The sequence below is a fragment of the Xylophilus ampelinus genome (assembly GCF_003217575.1).
In the GTDB taxonomy this organism is placed as follows: Bacteria; Pseudomonadota; Gammaproteobacteria; order Burkholderiales; family Burkholderiaceae_C; genus Xylophilus; species Xylophilus ampelinus.
In genome coordinates, this window is record NZ_QJTC01000010.1 from 1 (window position 1) to 16678 (window position 16678).

17 protein-coding genes are annotated in these 16678 nt (G+C 67.1%); 4 read left to right on the forward strand and 13 right to left on the reverse strand.

Features of this window, described 5'->3' with window-relative positions; translation table 11 throughout:
• The 3 genes from DFQ15_RS17045 to DFQ15_RS08045 form a co-directional block, all read right to left on the reverse strand.
• A partial coding sequence (locus DFQ15_RS17045; protein WP_146228679.1) for a hypothetical protein occupies positions 1 to 228 on the reverse strand: 228 nt, incomplete at its 3' end.
• 229 nt (positions 229 to 457) lie between these two features.
• Complete coding sequence (locus DFQ15_RS08040; RefSeq protein ID WP_110465490.1) at positions 458 to 781, reverse strand: hypothetical protein; 324 nt, start codon at positions 779 to 781, stop codon at positions 458 to 460.
• A 3-nt stretch (positions 782 to 784) separates the two neighbouring features.
• The gene (locus DFQ15_RS08045) at positions 785 to 1057 is read right to left on the reverse strand and encodes a hypothetical protein (RefSeq protein WP_110465491.1); all 273 of its coding nucleotides are present in this window, start codon (positions 1055 to 1057) and stop codon (positions 785 to 787) included.
• 85 nt (positions 1058 to 1142) lie between these two features.
• Here DFQ15_RS08045 and DFQ15_RS17050 point away from each other — a divergent pair, with 85 nt between their 5' ends.
• Positions 1143 to 1412 carry a hypothetical protein gene (locus tag DFQ15_RS17050; RefSeq protein WP_146228680.1) on the forward strand — a complete coding sequence of 90 codons (270 nt, stop codon included), beginning with the start codon at positions 1143 to 1145 and terminating at the stop codon, positions 1410 to 1412.
• Entirely contained in the window at positions 1397 to 2239 is an 843-nt protein-coding gene (locus DFQ15_RS08050; protein WP_110465492.1) for a symmetrical bis(5'-nucleosyl)-tetraphosphatase, read from the forward strand. Before DFQ15_RS17050 ends, DFQ15_RS08050 begins: the two co-directional genes overlap by 16 nt.
• Before the next feature lie 101 nt (positions 2240 to 2340).
• On the opposite strand, the gene DFQ15_RS08055 is transcribed toward DFQ15_RS08050, so the two are convergent.
• Together DFQ15_RS08055 and ypfJ are read right to left on the reverse strand one after the other, a co-directional pair.
• Positions 2341 to 3891, reverse strand: a complete 1551-nt coding sequence (locus DFQ15_RS08055) for a DEAD/DEAH box helicase (protein ID WP_110465493.1) — start codon at positions 3889 to 3891, stop codon at positions 2341 to 2343.
• 131 nt (positions 3892 to 4022) lie between these two features.
• Positions 4023 to 4904, reverse strand: a complete 882-nt coding sequence (ypfJ, locus tag DFQ15_RS08060; RefSeq protein WP_110465494.1) for a KPN_02809 family neutral zinc metallopeptidase — start codon at positions 4902 to 4904, stop codon at positions 4023 to 4025.
• A 242-nt stretch (positions 4905 to 5146) separates the two neighbouring features.
• Between ypfJ and DFQ15_RS08065 the strand changes: the two genes are divergently transcribed.
• On the forward strand, positions 5147 to 5983 hold the full coding sequence (locus tag DFQ15_RS08065; RefSeq protein ID WP_110465495.1) for an alpha/beta fold hydrolase: 837 nt from the start codon (positions 5147 to 5149) through the stop codon (positions 5981 to 5983).
• A 79-nt stretch (positions 5984 to 6062) separates the two neighbouring features.
• Here the strand turns inward: DFQ15_RS08065 and DFQ15_RS08070 are convergent, their stop codons facing one another.
• From DFQ15_RS08070 to DFQ15_RS08085, 4 genes are all read right to left on the reverse strand, one after another.
• Positions 6063 to 6425, reverse strand: a complete 363-nt coding sequence (locus DFQ15_RS08070; RefSeq protein ID WP_146228681.1) for a hypothetical protein — start codon at positions 6423 to 6425, stop codon at positions 6063 to 6065.
• Positions 6426 to 6661: 236 nt separating this feature from the next.
• Positions 6662 to 7228 (reverse strand): dCTP deaminase, encoded by a 567-nt coding sequence (gene dcd / locus DFQ15_RS08075; protein WP_110465497.1) that lies wholly within the window; start codon positions 7226 to 7228, stop codon positions 6662 to 6664.
• Positions 7229 to 7357: 129 nt separating this feature from the next.
• Complete coding sequence (gene guaD / locus DFQ15_RS08080; protein ID WP_110465498.1) at positions 7358 to 8659, reverse strand: guanine deaminase; 1302 nt, start codon at positions 8657 to 8659, stop codon at positions 7358 to 7360.
• 85 nt (positions 8660 to 8744) lie between these two features.
• Positions 8745 to 9848, reverse strand: a complete 1104-nt coding sequence (locus DFQ15_RS08085; protein WP_110465499.1) for a BMP family ABC transporter substrate-binding protein — start codon at positions 9846 to 9848, stop codon at positions 8745 to 8747.
• A gap of 248 nt (positions 9849 to 10096) precedes the next feature.
• Here DFQ15_RS08085 and DFQ15_RS08090 point away from each other — a divergent pair, with 248 nt between their 5' ends.
• Positions 10097 to 11407 carry a dicarboxylate/amino acid:cation symporter gene (locus tag DFQ15_RS08090; protein ID WP_110465500.1) on the forward strand — a complete coding sequence of 437 codons (1311 nt, stop codon included), beginning with the start codon at positions 10097 to 10099 and terminating at the stop codon, positions 11405 to 11407.
• A 169-nt stretch (positions 11408 to 11576) separates the two neighbouring features.
• Here DFQ15_RS08090 and DFQ15_RS08095 read toward each other — a convergent pair whose 3' ends face one another.
• From DFQ15_RS08095 to DFQ15_RS08115, 4 genes are all read right to left on the reverse strand, one after another.
• Complete coding sequence (locus tag DFQ15_RS08095) at positions 11577 to 13697, reverse strand: TonB-dependent receptor (RefSeq protein WP_374941016.1); 2121 nt, start codon at positions 13695 to 13697, stop codon at positions 11577 to 11579.
• 173 nt (positions 13698 to 13870) lie between these two features.
• Positions 13871 to 15427: a PepSY domain-containing protein gene (locus DFQ15_RS08100; protein WP_110465502.1), complete on the reverse strand. Its 1557-nt coding sequence runs from the start codon at positions 15425 to 15427 to the stop codon at positions 13871 to 13873.
• Positions 15428 to 15442: 15 nt separating this feature from the next.
• Positions 15443 to 15922 carry a TonB-dependent receptor plug domain-containing protein gene (locus DFQ15_RS08105; protein ID WP_146228682.1) on the reverse strand — a complete coding sequence of 160 codons (480 nt, stop codon included), beginning with the start codon at positions 15920 to 15922 and terminating at the stop codon, positions 15443 to 15445.
• 337 nt (positions 15923 to 16259) lie between these two features.
• Positions 16260 to 16619, reverse strand: a complete 360-nt coding sequence (locus DFQ15_RS08115; RefSeq protein ID WP_110465582.1) for a DUF2946 domain-containing protein — start codon at positions 16617 to 16619, stop codon at positions 16260 to 16262.
• Between the last annotated feature and the right edge of the window lie 59 nt (positions 16620 to 16678).

Consider the following 16678-nt stretch of genomic DNA (forward strand, 5'->3'; position numbering starts at 1 on the left):
GGACCCTCCCGCCGCAGCGGCCGTCGGCTGATAACCCTCCATGCGCAGCACGGCAAGCAGCGCTTTTTCTGCATTGACGCCACGAAGCACATAGGTCGCGATGACGGCGGCGTCGTCACGGTATTGGGCAGCCCTGACGGCCGATCCCAGGCGCACTGAGTCCGGCACAGGAGCGGACAGAAGCGCACGTGCGCGGGCCTTTAGGGCATGCTTTTCTGCGGGGGTCATGCGAGGACTCCAGGGATACCGTCTTGAGGCGCGGGGGACGGTTGATGGCTTGATGCGGTCAGGCCACGCGAGTGGGCCGGACGGCTTGCCGGGCTGCTGGCGCGCTGGTGATCGGCGGACAGCGAGGGGACGGCACTACGTTGCCGCGCACGGTAGGCGCCATCGGGACGACCGATGGCGAAATCCAGCATGCCGGCGCCGGATTGGCCAGTGATGAGGTGCAGTGCCATCACTTGTCACTCCGCAGCAACGGGGCGATGTAGAGCTGAAACACAAGCAGGGCAGCGATGACAATGGCGAAGCCCAGCAGAGCAGCAACAGCGACCAGCTGCCCCACCATCCAAAACAACTCAGGAGATTCAGCAATGGACCCGTTTGGCCCGATTTTTTCAATGCTGACTACTTGGCTACTAGCCATCATTGCTGTGGTCAGCATCGCGACCATTGCCATGCTCTGGCGAGAAATTAAGCGGAAGCGGAGGAAAGAGCTTGAGCGGGAAAACCGGATGAACCGGGGCAGGAACTCCCGCGGCTGATGAAGATTGCAGGCCATAGGTCAGTGACCCTTGGAGCCGTACAGCCCGACTTGCTTCCAGTTGCGATTGGTGAGTGCAACGCGGGTCATGGAGCGCATGAGCTCTGCCAAGCTGCAACCGAGCTGGTCAGCGATTTCCTGCATCTTGGCGACGTGGGCCGCGTCGTCCGAGTAGTCGATCCGCGAGACCGTGGCCCGGTGAGCGCGCTTGCGGGCCGCAGCGTCGGCATGGATAGCCGGACGGCCCTTGCGCTTTTCGTTCCCGGTGTTGTTAGTCAGCAGATCGAGTTGCATAATGCACCTACCAATTACGTAAGACAAATTCCGGATTACGTATCCGGTAATCTGTAATTTACCATTTTCGTAAAGGGCGTGCAACATGTATTTCGATGTGCTGGAAAACCTCACCGCAGAGGATCGCCGCCGGCTTGCAGAACACGGAGTGCCCTCCTCCCGCATAAGCGAATGGCGGAGTGCAAATCGTCTGCCGACTAGGTCGCAAGCACTCGCGCTGGCAACTGTCAAAAACCTTGACTTTGGTGTGCTTGAACGCGAGCTAACGATCCTTGAGATGAAGAAAGATTCGGAGAAAAACGCCGGGTTTCAACACCTCATGACCAGGCTAAAAGGCGCATGGCAGTTTTCTTGATAGGCGATATACAGGGTTGCGACGCGGCGTTGGGTACCTTGATGCGGGAAATAGGTTTCTCGCCCAGCCGCGACACGCTCTATCTGCTGGGCGATCTGGTCAACCGCGGACCCGCGTCCGCTGCGGTGGTGCGTCGCGCGATGGCGGGCGGCGACGCGATCCGTTGCCTGCTGGGCAACCACGACCTGCACCTGCTGGCGGTGGCCGAGGGCGTGCGCAAGGCGCACCGGGGCGACACGCTGGACAACCTCCTGACCGCACCCGACCGCGCCGCGTTGCTCGACTGGCTGCGGCACCAGCCGCTGGCCTGCCGGCTGCAGCAGGGCGCGCAGGACTTCTTGCTGGTGCATGCGGGCGTGCTGCCGCAGTGGAGCGCACCGGACACGATGGCGCTCGCCGCCGAGGTCGAGGCACAGCTGCGAGGCGCCGACCTGCGCGGCTTTCTCTCCCAGGTCTTCGGCAACACACCCGATGCGTGGGGCGACGAACTGCGAGGCATCGCGCGCCTGCGAGTGATCGTCAATGCATTGACCCGGCTGCGCTTCTGCCATCCGGACGGCCGGATGGATTTCGAGGCGAAGGAAGGCGCGGCCAGGGCACCCGAGGGGCTGCTGCCGTGGTTCGACCTGCCCGGCCGGCGCACGGCGGACCAGACGGTCGCCTTCGGCCACTGGTCGACGCTGGGCTGGATCGACCGGCCCGGTCTGCTGTCGCTCGACACCGGCTGCGTCTGGGGCGGCTGCCTGACGGCGGTGCGGCTGGGCGCGATCGCGGCCGAGCACGAACGCATCGAGGTGGAGTGCGAACAGGCGCAGGTGCCGGGCTGAACCGGCGAGCATCGCACCGACCACGCCATTTCGGCGGATCGCTCCCATACAAGAAAACGGCCCGCAGGCCGTTTTCTTCGTCCGGACAGGACGTCCGCGCCTCAGGACTCCGACGTCTCAGGCGCCGGCGCCGGCTGAGGCTCGAGTTGCGCTTGCACCGCCTTGAACAGCGCCGCCACCTTGCGTTTGGGCTTGATGTTGGCCGAGATGCTGCGCGCCGGGCGTACGCTGGCTTCCCAGGGAGGCGTTTCTTCGCGCGCCGAAGGCTCGTACGGCTTTTCGAAGAAGGCATCGCGCGGGGTCGACGGCGCGCGGAAGTAGCGCTGCTCGCGATCCGCCCGCAGGGCCCGGGCCTCGCGCGATTCGCGGGGCTCGCGCACATCGCGCAGGCCATTGCGGGGCACGGGCGGCACCACGCCGCCGACCAGGTCTTCGGCCCCTTCCACACCCGGCTCGCTGCGGTACAAACGGCGGCCGTCGTTGATACGGCCGCGCGGCATGTCGTCCTCGAACTCCACCGGCTCGATCTCGAACCTGGTGTTGATCAGCTTTTCGATGTCGGCCGCCAGGCGGCCATCGTTGGGGCCGCTGCCTACGAAGGTGACCGCCAGACCCGACGCGCCGGCACGGCCGGTACGGCCGATGCGGTGTACATAGTCTTCCGCGTTGAACGGGATGTCGAAGTTGAAGACCGCCGGCACGTCCTTGATGTCGAGGCCGCGCGCGGCCACGTCGGTGCAGACCAGCAGGTCGACTTCGCCCTTCTTGAATGCGTCGAGGGCCTTCAGACGCTCGTCCTGGCTCTTGTCGCCGTGCAGCGCGGCCGTTTTGAGGCCTTCGCGCTCCAGGGAGCGTGCCAGCCGGGCACAGCCGAGCTTGCTGTTGACGAAGACGAAAGCCTGCTTGATGCCGCGCTGTCGCAGTATCTGCTGCAGGGCACGGCGCTTGTCGTCGTCGCGCACACTGAAGAAATGCTGCTCGACGGTCGAGGCGGTGGCATTGGAGCGCGCCACCTCGATCGTGACCGGATCCTGCAGGTAGCTGCTGGCCAGCCGCTTGATCTCGGGCGAGAAGGTGGCCGAAAAGAGCAGCGTGGTGCGTTGCTTGGGCAAGAACGACAGGATGCGCTGCAGGTCGGGCAGGAAACCGATGTCGAGCATGCGGTCGGCCTCGTCGAGCACCACGTACTCGACCTGGTTCAGTACCGCGGTCTTGGCCTCGATATGGTCGAGCAGCCGGCCCGGCGTGGCGACCAGCACCTCGACGCCCTTTTTCAGCTCCAGCGTCTGCGGCTTCATGTCCATGCCGCCGAACACCACCGCGCTGCGCAGGTGGGTGTATTTGGCATAGAGCTTGACCTGCTGGGCGACTTGGTCGGCCAGCTCGCGTGTCGGCAGCAGCACCAGCGCCCGCACCGGATGCCGCGCAGGCGAGGTCGAGGCGTTCTGGTGCTTCAGCATCCGCTGCAGCAGGGGCAGCGAGAAAGCCGCCGTCTTGCCGGTGCCCGTCTGGGCGGCGCCCATCACGTCGCGACCCTGGAGCACCACCGGAATGGCCTCTGCCTGGATCGGCGTCATGGATTCGTAGCCCATTTCGGCTACTGCGCGGGCGAGGGGTTCGTCCAGCGCGAGTTGGGAGAAAGAGGTCGTCATGAAGCCTTCTATTGTCGCACTGCTGTGCCGACGCGCGTCAGGACGGCTGTCAGGCCCCGCCAGCATACGGCAATTGCTATAAATTTAATAGCTACAAGTCGCTGACTGGCAACGGCTAGAGGAATATTCGATTACAGATTGCGCGTGTTGAAGGTATCGCAGGTCTTCATGTCGCCGCTTTGGTAGCCGGTGTTGAACCAGCGCTGGCGCTGGGCGCTGGAGCCGTGGGTGAAACTGTCGGGCACCACCGCGCGGCCGGCCGAGCGCTGCAAGGTGTCGTCACCGATCTTCTCGGCCGCGTTCATCGCGGCGGCGATGTCGCCGGGGTCGAGCCACTGTTTGGACTGCTGCGAGCGCTGCGCCCACACGCCGGCGAAGCAATCGGCCTGCAACTCCACCCGAACGCTGGTCGCGTTGTTCTGCGACTGGCTCTGGCGGCCGCGCAGCGCATCAACCTTGGCGGTGATACCCAGCTCGTCCTGCACGTGGTGGCCGATCTCGTGGGCGATGACATAGGCCTGGGCGAACTCGCCAGGCGCGCCGAGCTGGTTCTTGAGCGTGTCGTAGAAGCCCAGGTCGATGTAGACCTTCTTGTCGCCGGGGCAGTAGAACGGCCCCATCGCGGAGTGGCCGGTGCCGCAGGCGGTAGGGGTGGCGCCACGGAACAGTACCAGCCGCGCCGGCTGGTAGTGGCCGCCCTGCTCGCGGAATATCCGGCCCCAGACCTCTTCGGTATTGCGCAGAACGGTCGAGACGAAGGCCGCCTGCTGGTCGTCGGCGGGAGGCACGTGGGCAGGCCCCTGGTGCCGGGCCTGCGGCGCAGGCGATCCGCCGCTGAGCAGACTCAGCATGGTGAGCGGGTTGATGCCCAACACCCAGCCGCCGATCAGGGCGACGGCGACCGTGCCGATGCCGATGCTGCGCCCGCCGATGCCGAAGCCGCCTCCCCCACCGCCGCCCTCGCTGCGCCGGTCTTCGACATTGTCGGATTGTTCGTTGCCTTCCCAGCGCATTGCATTGCTCCTGCGCCGGAAGTCGGAACCCGGCGAAGCGCCGATGGTAGCGGCGGCCACCACCACGGCCCGCCGGGGTTGCCAACCGTAGCAATTGCCCGGCCGCCGGCCGCGTCACCTAAAGCGGCAGGACTACCGATGGCGTCGGCCGCAACCCACACCCGGGCTGCGGCGCCGATCGCAAAATGACAGGCAAATGCGCCGCCTTCGGCTGCATCGTCCCTCTTACCAGAAAGGTTCAAATGAGCACATTGAGCATTACGGGCCAGGCCGGAGAAAACGTCGACCTGCACTATGTCGATCTGGGCCAGGGCCGGCCGGTCGTGCTGATCCACGGATGGCCGCTGTCGCACAAGTCGTGGGAGTACCAGCTGGCTGAGCTACCGCGCCACGGCCTGCGGATCATCGCCTACGACCGGCGCGGATTCGGCGAATCGTCCAAGCCGTGGAGCGGCTACGACTACGATACCTTCGCCGACGACCTGCACGCCCTGCTGGAACACCTCGACGTGAAGGACGCGGTGCTGGTCGGCTTCTCGATGGGCGGCGGCGAAGTGGCCCGCTACATCGGCCGCCATGGGCAGAGCCGTGTGGGCGCGGTGGCGCTGGTGAGCGCGGTCACGCCCTACCTGTTGAAGACGGCCGACAACGACACGGGCGTCGACAAGAGCGTGTTCGACCAGATGGCCGACGGCTTGAAGGATGACCGCCCGGGCTTTCTGGAAGGCTTCGGCAAGAAGTTCTTCGGCGTGGGACTTCTGAGCCACCCGGTCGGTTCCGCCACCTTGGAATGGGCGCAGAGCCTGGCGCTGCCCGCTTCGCCCAAGGCCACCGTCGATTGCGTGCGTGTCTTCAGCGAGACCGATTTCCGAGCCGACTTGGCGAAGATCACAGTGCCGACTCTGATCATCCACGGAACCGACGACGAAACCGTACCGCCGAAAGCCAGCGCCGACCAAGCCGCCAAGGCGCTGCCCGCCGCCGAATACAAGCTCTACGACGGTGCACCGCACGGCCTGTTCGTCACCCACAAGGACCGGCTCAACGCCGACCTGATCGCGTTCGCCAAAAGCCGTTGATCCGTTAGCCCCTCCATGCGGAACGCCGACCGGCAGGTCGTCGTTCCGCATCGTGCCGCCTCCGAGAAACGCCGGTATCTCAGGGGCTATAGGCATAGCCGACGGGCACCATGCCGGAGTCGCCCGCGACCAGCGCATTGCCATCGACCACCGACGTCACCGCGATCGCGGTGACATGCGTGTCGTTCACCGCATAAGACAGTTCCATCTGTCCGGCGACGCATCCGGATTGGCCGCCGACACCGGTTGCGCCCATGCATCGCGCCACGGCGATGTGCCGGTAATGATGACGGATGGCGCGCTCGTGGGCCCTGTCGACTTGGGCCTGGGCCACCATGCCGACCGCGCCGAGCTGGATGGCGATCAACACCGCGCCGACCGAGCCCACTACGATGGCGAGCGGTGCGTCGACAAGCTGGATGATTTGTTTGTATGGGGACACGGTGGCCTCCTGACGGGAAGCCCTGATGCTATTTTGTTACGCAACTTGCACCCTGGGCAGATTTCGTATCGCTTTGTAGGACAAATCCGATAGCGTCAGGCGCGGGCCGGATCGGGCGTAGGGCCTGGGAATCCGGGCGACGTAAGAGTCGTCGGCTGCCGAGCGACCGCAGCGGTCCATTGGAAACCCGCGGGGAAAGGCCGACTTTCGCAGGCACGCAAAGTGCATGACAGGCTCTACGCACGCGGTAGGGTCACGCCGTGCTGGCCCTGGTACTTGCCGCCCCGGTCCTTGTAGCTGGTCTCGCAGACCTCGTCGCTCTCGAAGAACAGCACCTGGGCGCAGCCCTCGCCGGCGTAGATCTTGGCCGGCAGCGGCGTAGTGTTGGAGAACTCGAGCGTCACGTAGCCTTCCCATTCGGGCTCGAACGGGGTGACGTTCACGATGATCCCGCAGCGGGCATAGGTGCTCTTGCCGAGGCATATCGTCAGCACGTTGCGCGGGATGCGGAAGTACTCGACGGTGCGCGCAAGCGCGAAGCTGTTGGGCGGGATGATGCAGTAGTCGCCATGCATATCGACGAAGCTCTTCTCGTCGAAGTTCTTCGGGTCCACCACCGTGCTGTGAATGTTGGTGAATACTTTGAAGTCGGGGGCGCAGCGGATGTCGTAGCCGTAGCTGCTGGTGCCGTAGCTGATGATCTTCTTGTCGGCGTCCTGGCGCACCTGGGCCGGTTCGAACGGCTCGATCATGCCGTGCTGCTCGGCCATGCGGCGGATCCACTTGTCGCTTTTGATGGTCATGGAAAACGGGCCTTCGGCAGAGGAAGCAAAGCCGACGATTGTCGCACCGTCGCTCGCGGCGGTTTTATCGGCTATTGCTCATTTTCCTATAGCTAGAAGTCGTTATGGAACGCCGGCTACAGCCACTTTTTACCTGAAATCAGGCGTCAGCGCCTGCGATACCACCGTACGTTCGACCAGCCGGTCGTCGCCCAGCACGATCATCGCGAAGAGCAGCTCGTCGAGGCTCTGTGCCTGGCCGGTGCGGCGGGCCAGCAGCGGCGTGGCTCTCGGGTTCAGCACCACGAAGTCGGCCTCGGTGCCCGGCTGCAGGCTTCCGATCACGTCGCCCAGGCCCAATGCCCGCGCCGCGCCGGCGGTGTGTTGCCACCACAGCTGTTGCGGCGACAGGCTCAGGCCCGGCTTGGTCCGGCCCTCGCGGCCGACATAGTAGGCGGCCAGCATCGTGGCGAACGGGCTGAAGCTGGTGCCGCCGCCCACGTCGCTGGCCAGCCCGTAGCCGAAGCCGACACGGTCGGCGCCCGCGTAGTCGAAGAAGCCGCTGCCCAGGAACAGGTTGCTGGTCGGGCTGACCGCGGCGACGGTGCGGCGGTCGCGCATCAGGGCGCGGTCGTCGTCGTCGAAGTGGATGCAGTGGGCGTAGACGGCGCGCTCGCGCATCAGGCCGAAATCGTCGTAGACCGCCAGGTAGCTGCGCGACGCCGGAAACAGCTCCCGCGCCCAGGCGATCTCCCCCAGGTTCTCGGCCACGTGCGACTGGATCCAGGTGTCGGCATACTGCCCCGCGAGGTCGCCCGCGCCGCGCAGCTGCGCCTCGGTGCTGGTGGGCGCGAAACGCGGCGTGATCGCATAGCCCAGCCGGTCGACGCCGTGCCACTTGCGGATCAGCGACTCGGTGTCCTGCAGGCTCTGCTCGGTTCGGTCGCGCACGCCGTCGGGCGAATGGCGGTCCTGCAGCACCTTGCCGGTGATCAGCCGCATCTGCCGGCGCTGCGCCTCGGCGAACAGCGCATCGACCGACTGCGGATGCGAGGTGGCGAAGGTCAGTGCGGTGGTCACGCCGTTACGCAGCAGTTCGTCGGCGAAGAAACAGGCCACCTCGGCCGCGAAGGCGGAATCGTCGAAACGCGATTCGTGCGGGAAGGTGTAGGTCTCCAGCCAGGGCAGCAGCCCCTCGGCCGGCGCGCCGACGATGTCGGTCTGCGGATAGTGGATGTGCATGTCCACGAAGCCCGGCGCCAGGATGCGGCCCGGCAGGTGCTCCACCGGCACCTGCGGATACCGCGGCGCCACTGCGCCGTAGTAACCGGCCGCCAGCACCACCTGCCGGCCTGCGGCGTCGGGGCCCACGACCAGCAGCCCGTCTTCCTCGTAGAGGGCGGAACGGTCGTCGGCGAAACGGAGAATGGCGGCGCGGTAGGCGTGGGTCATGGAAAGAACTCTAAGCAAATGGCGGACCGCGTTCATACGCGGCTGCAGATAGGCCGTATGCGGCCGGCGCAGTGCGGTCGGCGCCTCAGCGCCTCACCCTCCCCTGAACGCCCTCGACCAGCCAGTTCATCTTCAATATCTGCTCGTCCGACAGCTGCGTGCCCTGGGCGATCACCACCGTGCCGGTGTTGTCGCGGATGTCGGCGTCGGCGCGGAAGGGCTGCAGAGTGCCGGCGGCGATGTCCTTCTGGCGGGCCAGGACCTCGTCCTGCACAGGTCGGGGTACCTTGCGGCCGAAATCGCCGACGCGGACCATGCCCTCTTTCACGCCGCCCCAGAGCTTGCCCGAAGTCCAGGTGCCGTCGATCACCGCCTGCACCCGGCGGGTGTAGTAGTCGCCCCACTGGTGAGTGACGGCGACGATCTGCGCATCGGGCGCGACGCTCCGCATGTCGGAGTGGTAGGCGACGGCCCACTTGCCCCGTTCCTGCGCGGCGGCCATGACGGCGGTGGAGCCGGTGTGGAAGGCCACGACGTCGGCCCGCTGGTCGAACAGGGCCATGGCGGCGTCGCGCTCTTTCGGCGGATCGAACCAGGCGTCGAGCCACACCACCCGGACCTGGGCCTTCGGGTCGACCGAGCGCATGCCGAGGGTGAAGGCGTTGATGCCCTGCAGCACCTCGGGGATCGGGAAGCCCGCCACGTAACCGGCGATGTGCGTCCTGCTCATCCTTCCGGCGGCGATGCCGGCCAGGTAGCGGCCTTCGTAGTAGCGGGCGTTGGCGGTCGCCACGTTGGGCGCCTGCTTGTAGCCGGTGATCGATTCGAACTTCACGTCCGGGAAGTCGCGCGCCACCTTCAGGGTCGGCTCCATGTAGCCGAAGCTGGGGGTGAAGACGATGCGGTTGCCCTGCCGCGCCAAGTCGCGGATCACCCGTTCGGCGTCGGCGCCCTCGGCCACGTCCTCGACGAAGCTGGTCTGCACACGGCTGCCGAGCGCGCGCTGCACCGCCCGCCGCGCGTCCTCGTGCTGGCGCACCCAGCCCGCGGCGGTGACGGGGGTCACGTACACGAAGGCGGCCTTGACGGGTGGGGCTGCGGCGGGCGGCCCGTCGGGCGCCGCACGGGCGGGGGACACGGCGGAAAAAGTCGAGGCGGCCGCGAGCGCGGCCAGGAGGTTTTTGTACATGGTGGTCCTCTACATGGCCCCGGAAACAGAAAACCGCGCAGGCGGGACACCTGCGCGGGAGCGCGATTTTAGCGACGCGCGGCGGGAACCGCGGTCGGACGATCCATCTCCCTACAGGCAGCCGCCGCGCCGGGCGACTACATTACGGTTTGCATGCCAACCACCACCAAGGCGGCGGCGTGCCTGTCTGCCGGTTGTCGCCACACCTCGCACGAGCGCCAGCGCTGCCGTCTTTTCCGGAGTTCTCCATGATCACTGTGCCATCCCCGGCCGCCAAGAAACCCTTCTATCGTTCGCTCTACCTGCAGGTCATCACCGCGGTGATGATCGGCGTACTGCTCGGGCACTTCTATCCGCAGGTCGGCGAATCGATGAAGCCGCTCGGCGACGGGTTCGTCAAGCTGATCAGGATGATCATCGCGCCGATCATCTTCTGCACGGTGGTGATCGGCATCGCCGGCATGGAGGACATGAAGAAGGTCGGCAAGACCGGCGGCCTGGCGCTGCTGTATTTCGAGGTGGTGAGCACCATCGCGCTGATCGTAGGCCTGGTGCTGGTCAACCTGTTCAAACCGGGCGCCGGCATGAACGTCGACCCGTCGACGCTCGATACCAAGGCGATCGCCGCCTACACCGGCCCCGGCAAGATGCAGGGCACGGTCGATTTCCTGCTCAACATCATCCCCAACACCTTCGTCGACGCGTTCGCCAAGGGCGAGATCCTACAGGTGCTGTTGCTGGCAGTGCTGTTCGGCTTCGCGCTGCACCGTTTCGGCGGCCGCGGCACGCTGGTGTTCGACGTGATCGAGAGGGGCTCGCACGTGCTCTTCGCGATCGTCAACTACATCATGAAGCTGGCGCCGATCGGGGCATTCGGCGCGATGGCCTTCACCATCGGCAAGTACGGTGTCGGTTCGCTGTTGTCGCTGGGCTACCTGATGGCGGTGTTCTACCTCACCTGCCTGCTGTTCATTTTCGGCGTGCTGGGAACGATCGCGCGCTTGCACGGCTTCAGCATCTGGAAGTTCATCAAATACATCAAGGAAGAGCTGCTGGTCGTGCTGGGCACCTCGTCGTCCGAATCGGTGCTGCCGCGGATGATGGAGAAGATGGAGCGACTCGGCGCCAAGAAGACCTGCGTGGGCCTGGTGATCCCCACCGGCTACTCGTTCAACCTCGACGGCACGTCGATCTACCTGACGATGGCGGCGGTCTTCATCGCCCAGGCCACCAACACCGACATGACCCTGGTGCAGGAGATCACGCTGCTGGCCGTGCTGCTGCTCACCTCCAAGGGGGCGGCGGGCGTCACCGGCAGCGGCTTCATCGTACTGGCCGCGACGCTGTCGGCCGTGGGCCACGTTCCGGTGGCCGGCCTGGCGCTGATCCTGGGCATCGACCGTTTCATGTCGGAGGCGCGGGCGCTCACCAACCTGATCGGCAACGGCGTCGCCACGCTCGTCGTCGCCAAGTGGACCGACGAACTCGACGAGCAGCGGATGCATGCTGTGCTCGACAACGAACCGGTCGAAGAACTCAAGGGCTCGGACGCGCCCTGAGCGCATCCCCAGCGCATCGCCGGCGCATCCGCACCATGGCGCTAGAAATCGAACGCAAGTTCCTGGGGGACGGCGACGCCCGGTGTGCCGCGCCCGGCACCGGGCTGGTCGGTGCTGGCCGCGCGTTGAAGCAGCCCGACAGTGCGGGTGGCCGCGGGCTGTCCGGACGTCAGAACCGGTGGTTCAAGGTCAGCTCCACCCGGCGGCCCTCGCCGACGAACCACTGGGTGGTGGTGTAGTAGGACGTCGTGAAGTAGCGCTTGTCGAACAAGTTGAACCCCCGCAGGGACAGGACGGTAGCGGGCGTGGCACGCCACTGCAGCGCGAAATCGGTGGTCGAATAGGCGGGCAGCACGAGCGTGTTGGCATTGTCCGCATAGCGCTTGCCCACGTGCCGCACCCCGCCGGACACCGTCCAGTCCGGCCGAAGCCTCCACCCGATCCAGACATTGGCCAGGCGTTGCGGCACATCGGTCGGCACCTTGCCGTCGCGCGACACGGCCACGCCGCCCACGGCTTCGGCGAAATCGTCATAGCGCGCCTTGAGCACCGCCAGGTTGGCATCGAGCTGCACGGCGGTCGACAGCGCGACCGACACGGTGCTCTCGATGCCCTTCGACGACCGCTGGCCGACTTGCAGCCCCAGGGCCGGATCGGCAGGGTCGCGCGTCAACAAACGGTTCTTGGTGATCGTGTAGGCCGCCAGCGTCCAGTCGCCCCGGCGATCGCGGAACGCCTGCTTGAGGCCGACCTCGAACTGCCGGCCGGTGGAGACGTCGAAAGCGCTGTTGGCCGGCGACAGCATCAGCATGCCGTCCACCGGGTCGGCGGCCTGGGCGTACTGGGCATAGACAGACAGCGCGGGCCGCGGCTGGTAGACGGTGCCGACACGCCAGCCGATGTGGGCATAGCGCCGGTCGAAGGCTTGCCGGTCGACGACCAGGTCGCGGCGCGCGACCTCGGCGTGGTCGAAGCGCGTGCCTCCCACCAGGGACCAGCGTCCGCCCAGCTCCAGCCGGTCTTCGGCGAACATCGCGTACTGGTCGGCGGTGTTGCGGTAGCGCGGCAGGAACGGCACAGTGCTCGCATAGCGCCCCGGCGCCGGATCGAAGACATCGACCGGTCCCGAACTTCCGGCATAGGTGTTGTTGCTGTGCCGCAAGCCGCTTCGGTTGAGGTCGAACCCCACCGACAGCTGGTGGCTCAGACCGAAAACCGTGCCGGCAAAGCTCGCGTCGGTGGTGCTGCCGGTCTGCGACTGGTCGTGGGCGATCTCGGTATTGCCTGAGCGGTCGACCTGGCGAATGGCCGGGTTGTAGACGTAGATCTCGGCATTGCGCCAGTACCGGTCGCTGTCGATCCGGTAGAGCTTGCTGCGCAGCACGACGCCGCCGCCGGGCGACCACTGGGCCGCCAGCTCGGTCCAGCGGTCGTGGAAGTCGATCCGGCTGTCGGCCACGTTGTAGTTGGCCCTGCGCAGGGCCGCAAGCTGCACCCCGTCGACAAGGGGCGTGCCGAAATAGCGTGCCGGCCGCTGCCGGCCCTGCGCATGGCTCAGGCTCAGTTGCAGGTCGGGCGAGACATCGAGCCGGACTGCGCCGGAAAATGCCAGGGTGCGCGATTCGCCCCGGTCCACCCAGCCGTCGGAGCGGGCGGAGCGGATGTCGAAGCGGTAGGCGAGCCGGTCGTCGACCGCGCCGCCGCTGCCGAAGGCCAGAGCCCGCTGGCCCCGGCTGCCCGCTGTGCTCTCGACCTCGTGGCGGACCGGGCCGCGGCCGGGCTTCTTCGGCACCACGTTCACCACGCCGCCGATCGCGCCGTCGCCATGGACGACCGACGCCGGTCCGCGCAGCACCTCGATGCGGTCTATCGACCAGGTATCGAAAGGAAAGCTCACGCCCATGCCGCCGTACTGCCGCGTGCCGTCGTAGAGCCGCATCACCGAGGTGGTGTCGGTGAAACCTCGGGCCGACAGCGAGCTGCCGCTGTTGCCGGGATGTGCCAGGCTGGCGATGCCTGCGGAGCGGGTGACCGCGTCCACCAGTGCAGCGTCGCCCCGCGCCTCCAGCTGCGAGCGGTCGATCACGTCCACGCTGGCCGGCGTCTGCATGGGCGTGAGGTCGAGGCGCGAGCCGGTCGATACGGGCTGCTTGAGCCGGGGCGTGTCCCGGTCGGTCACCGTAGTAGTCGGCAGGCTGGCGGACGGCTGCGCCCCGGCGACAGCACCGACCAGGGCCGTCGTTCCGAAGCAGGACAGGCGAAGAAGCGGATGGGTCAGGAGGGCATGCATGGTGCGGAGCGAAGAAAAGAACATGCTCGGCCCAGGGGGCAGCCGCGGCGCGCGCCCGGGCCGAAGTACTTGAGGCTGTGCAGCCGGCGGATGGCCCAGGCTGGGCTGCCGCCCTCGGGCAGCGTGCCCGGCACCCGAGCGGCCCGCCGGTGCAGGCGCCAGTGGCACGGGGTTCATGGTGGCGGGCACACGGTGGGGAATCGGAGGGCGCGCAGCTTCCGGCCCAGCCGGCGCCAGCCTATGGCGACGGCGGTCAGGCTGAGCGCCGCACCGCCCAGGCTCAGCGCGAGCAGAACGATGTCCCACAGCGGTCGTCGGTTCAGCAGCGGCAACCAGTCCCAGCTGTGCAGCATCGCGAACAGCCAGCGGCTGGTGCGCCGGTGGCCGTCGGTGCGGCCCAGCACCGTGCCGGTGTGGGGATCGACATGGACCCAGGTCGCATGCGTGTCGGCGAACACCACGCGCAGGACCGGCAGCGGCTTGTCGGTGCCGCCGGTCATGGTGTGCGCTTCGCGGCTGTAGTAGTAGAGGTCATAGGCGTCGAGCCGGTCTATGTGCGCTACCGGGGCTCGCATGAGATGCGATGCGGCAGCACGGACCGTCTCCGCATCGAGCAAGCGCGGCTTCGCGGTGGCCGGGTCGAACAGCGCCGGCCGGCCCTGGGCGCGCTGGGCCAGCGCAGTGGTGCGGCCCAGGATGCGCACCCAGCGCAACTCGCGTACGCCTGCGCCGGTCGCCGCCAGCAGCGCCTGCGGCGTCGCATCCTCGGCCGACCACGACAACGCGCCGCCCTGCAGCACCTCGGTGCGCAGCGGCGGCCCGCCGCTGTCGAAGATCTTCCAAGGATTCATCGACATCAGTCCGCTGAAGATCCATGTGATCGTCGTCAGCGCGAACAGCAGGCCGGCCATATGGTGCCAGCGCATCACCCGGCCCTGGTAGGGCGAGCGGGCACCGTTGCGGTATGGATGCCGAAAGCGCCACCGCAGCAAACCGACGGCGGCACCGGTGAGCGCCGTGACGATGCCGATGATCGACATACCCTCGACGATCGCCGCCCAGTAGCCGTCGAAGATATTGCCGCGCAGCGGATACATCCAGTGGATCCAGGTGCCGACGTAGTTCCAGAGCCGCTCGGCCCGCGGCGCATCGCACACCACCTCGCCGGTCTCGCCGGAGATGTAGAGCAGTGTCGCGTCGGCATCGGTCAACTGCACTCGGTGCAGCGGCCGGTGGGCATCGAGGTCGCGCGAATGGGTGAAGGAATCTTCGTCGATCGTGCCCTCGTACCGGAGGCCGACGCCCGGCCCGGCATAAGCGGCCGCGGCGGCCAAAGCGCGCGGAGCATCCACCGCCGGCAGTCGTTCGCCGGTCAGGGCATCGACGACAACCACGCCAGCGCCGCGTGCAGCCGACATGCCGCGCGCCGCGATGGCAGGCTGCAGCGGCGTCGCCAGATACACGGCACGCCCGCCGCTGGCCTGCGCCAGCCGCAGTTCCTTGATCGGCTCGCCGATGCCCGCGGCCCGCAGCGCCTGCAAGGGCGGGAGCACCGGCGAGGCAACGTCGAGCGACGGCAGATGCGCCAGTCGCTCCGCCTCGGTGAGCTTGGGATAGCCCACGTACATCATTACCATGCCCGAGACGAACCACATCGCGAAGAACGCGCAGGCGACGACGCCCACCCAGCGGTGGACCAGGAACAGCCAGCGTTTGGCGTGGATGCGCATCGGATGCCCCGCCGCTCAGAAGGCCTGGCGCGATACGATGTCCGCGGTATTGCGGACAATGTCGTACACCGTGACCGCCGCGATCGAAGACAGCAGGTAGATGCCCGTGAACATCCGGCCGATCGCGCCGCCGTTGAAACCACGGTAGTGCACGCCGATTCTGCCCGGCACGTGGCGCACGGTGACGCGGGGGATGGCGCGCAGGATCTTCCGAGTGTCCTGGGCGCCCCGCGCGTCGATCGGGACGCGGTCGACGACCATGACCGCCGCCGGCGTCTCGCGCGGCGTAAGGCGCACGCCGCTGCCGGTGTCGCTCGGCGCGTCGAGGTCGAGCAGTCCGTCGGCGCGCGGGGCCGTATCGGAGACGACGACCGCCGCGAGGGCAGCGTCCGGGGCGGACTGCGCATGGGCCGCAGTGGCGATTCCAGCCGCGCACGAAAGGCACGGGCCCGGTGCGAGTGCGAATAGCTGCAAGTTCAAGGGGGTCGAATGCATGATGGCCGGCGGTGAGCCGCCGACACACGCCGGGGCCTGGAAAGAAGGTCGGAGGAAGCGCTGGCTTGCGCAGCCTCGGACCACGGAACTGGCGGCCGAACCCGGTTGGGCAAACGCACGCCCGACGGTGTTGTGGACAAGTCCCTCCACACTGCACTGCACTGCACTGCACTGCACTGCACTGCACTGCACTGCGACTGCGACTGCGACTGCGACTGCGGCTGCGGCTGCGGCTGCGGCTGCGGCTGCGGTGCCGAAACGGTATGACGGAGCCTGCTGTCGAAGACGGGCGCCTGTGCCGGGTTCGGCCGTGCGACCCGCACGGCGGCGGGCGCTACTAGGCGCGCGCGGGTGGCCCGCGCGCCGGCAGTGGCGCGCCGACCAGCTCAGCGATGTACGCGGCCGTGATCCGCTGCAGCGCGCGGGCGAGCGGCCGGCCCGGTTCCGGCACCTCGCCGACATCTGCGAAAGGCACGGTGGCGGCGAAGCACAGCGAACAATCGAGCGTGTGCTGCCCGGGCGCTGCGGTGCTGCCGTCGTCGCTGCTCACGACGAGCTTCACGCTGCCCCTGGCAGAGCAGACGATCTCCATCGCGACCGGATGGACGATCGGCGATGCGCCCGCTACGCACAGGGTCAACACGAACCATGCCAGAGCCAGTCGGGCCAGTGACGAGGAAGTGCGCAGCAGGTGCATGGCCCGCATTATGGCGACTGCCGTCCCCCCTGCGGCCCCGCGCAGCAGGACGAAATGTC

Bases quoted from the DNA above. Each gene is read 5' to 3' on its own strand.
- DFQ15_RS08090 (WP_110465500.1), top strand. From the start codon at position 10,097: ATGATCACTGTGCCATCCCCGGCCGCCAAGAAACCCTTCTATCGTTCG.
- guaD (WP_110465498.1), bottom strand. From the start codon at position 8,659: ATGACCCACGCCTACCGCGCCGCCATTCTCCGTTTCGCCGACGACCGT.
- DFQ15_RS08040 (WP_110465490.1), bottom strand. From the start codon at position 781: ATGGCCTGCAATCTTCATCAGCCGCGGGAGTTCCTGCCCCGGTTCATC.
- dcd (WP_110465497.1), bottom strand. From the start codon at position 7,228: ATGACCATCAAAAGCGACAAGTGGATCCGCCGCATGGCCGAGCAGCAC.
- DFQ15_RS08095 (WP_374941016.1), bottom strand. From the start codon at position 13,697: ATGCATGCCCTCCTGACCCATCCGCTTCTTCGCCTGTCCTGCTTCGGA.
- DFQ15_RS08045 (WP_110465491.1), bottom strand. From the start codon at position 1,057: ATGCAACTCGATCTGCTGACTAACAACACCGGGAACGAAAAGCGCAAG.
- DFQ15_RS08065 (WP_110465495.1), top strand. From the start codon at position 5,147: ATGAGCACATTGAGCATTACGGGCCAGGCCGGAGAAAACGTCGACCTG.
- DFQ15_RS08085 (WP_110465499.1), bottom strand. From the start codon at position 9,848: ATGTACAAAAACCTCCTGGCCGCGCTCGCGGCCGCCTCGACTTTTTCC.
- DFQ15_RS17050 (WP_146228680.1), top strand. From the start codon at position 1,143: ATGTATTTCGATGTGCTGGAAAACCTCACCGCAGAGGATCGCCGCCGG.
- ypfJ (WP_110465494.1), bottom strand. From the start codon at position 4,904: ATGCGCTGGGAAGGCAACGAACAATCCGACAATGTCGAAGACCGGCGC.
- DFQ15_RS08105 (WP_146228682.1), bottom strand. From the start codon at position 15,922: ATGCATTCGACCCCCTTGAACTTGCAGCTATTCGCACTCGCACCGGGC.
- DFQ15_RS08115 (WP_110465582.1), bottom strand. From the start codon at position 16,619: ATGCACCTGCTGCGCACTTCCTCGTCACTGGCCCGACTGGCTCTGGCA.
- DFQ15_RS08050 (WP_110465492.1), top strand. From the start codon at position 1,397: ATGGCAGTTTTCTTGATAGGCGATATACAGGGTTGCGACGCGGCGTTG.
- DFQ15_RS08100 (WP_110465502.1), bottom strand. From the start codon at position 15,427: ATGCGCATCCACGCCAAACGCTGGCTGTTCCTGGTCCACCGCTGGGTG.
- DFQ15_RS08055 (WP_110465493.1), bottom strand. From the start codon at position 3,891: ATGACGACCTCTTTCTCCCAACTCGCGCTGGACGAACCCCTCGCCCGC.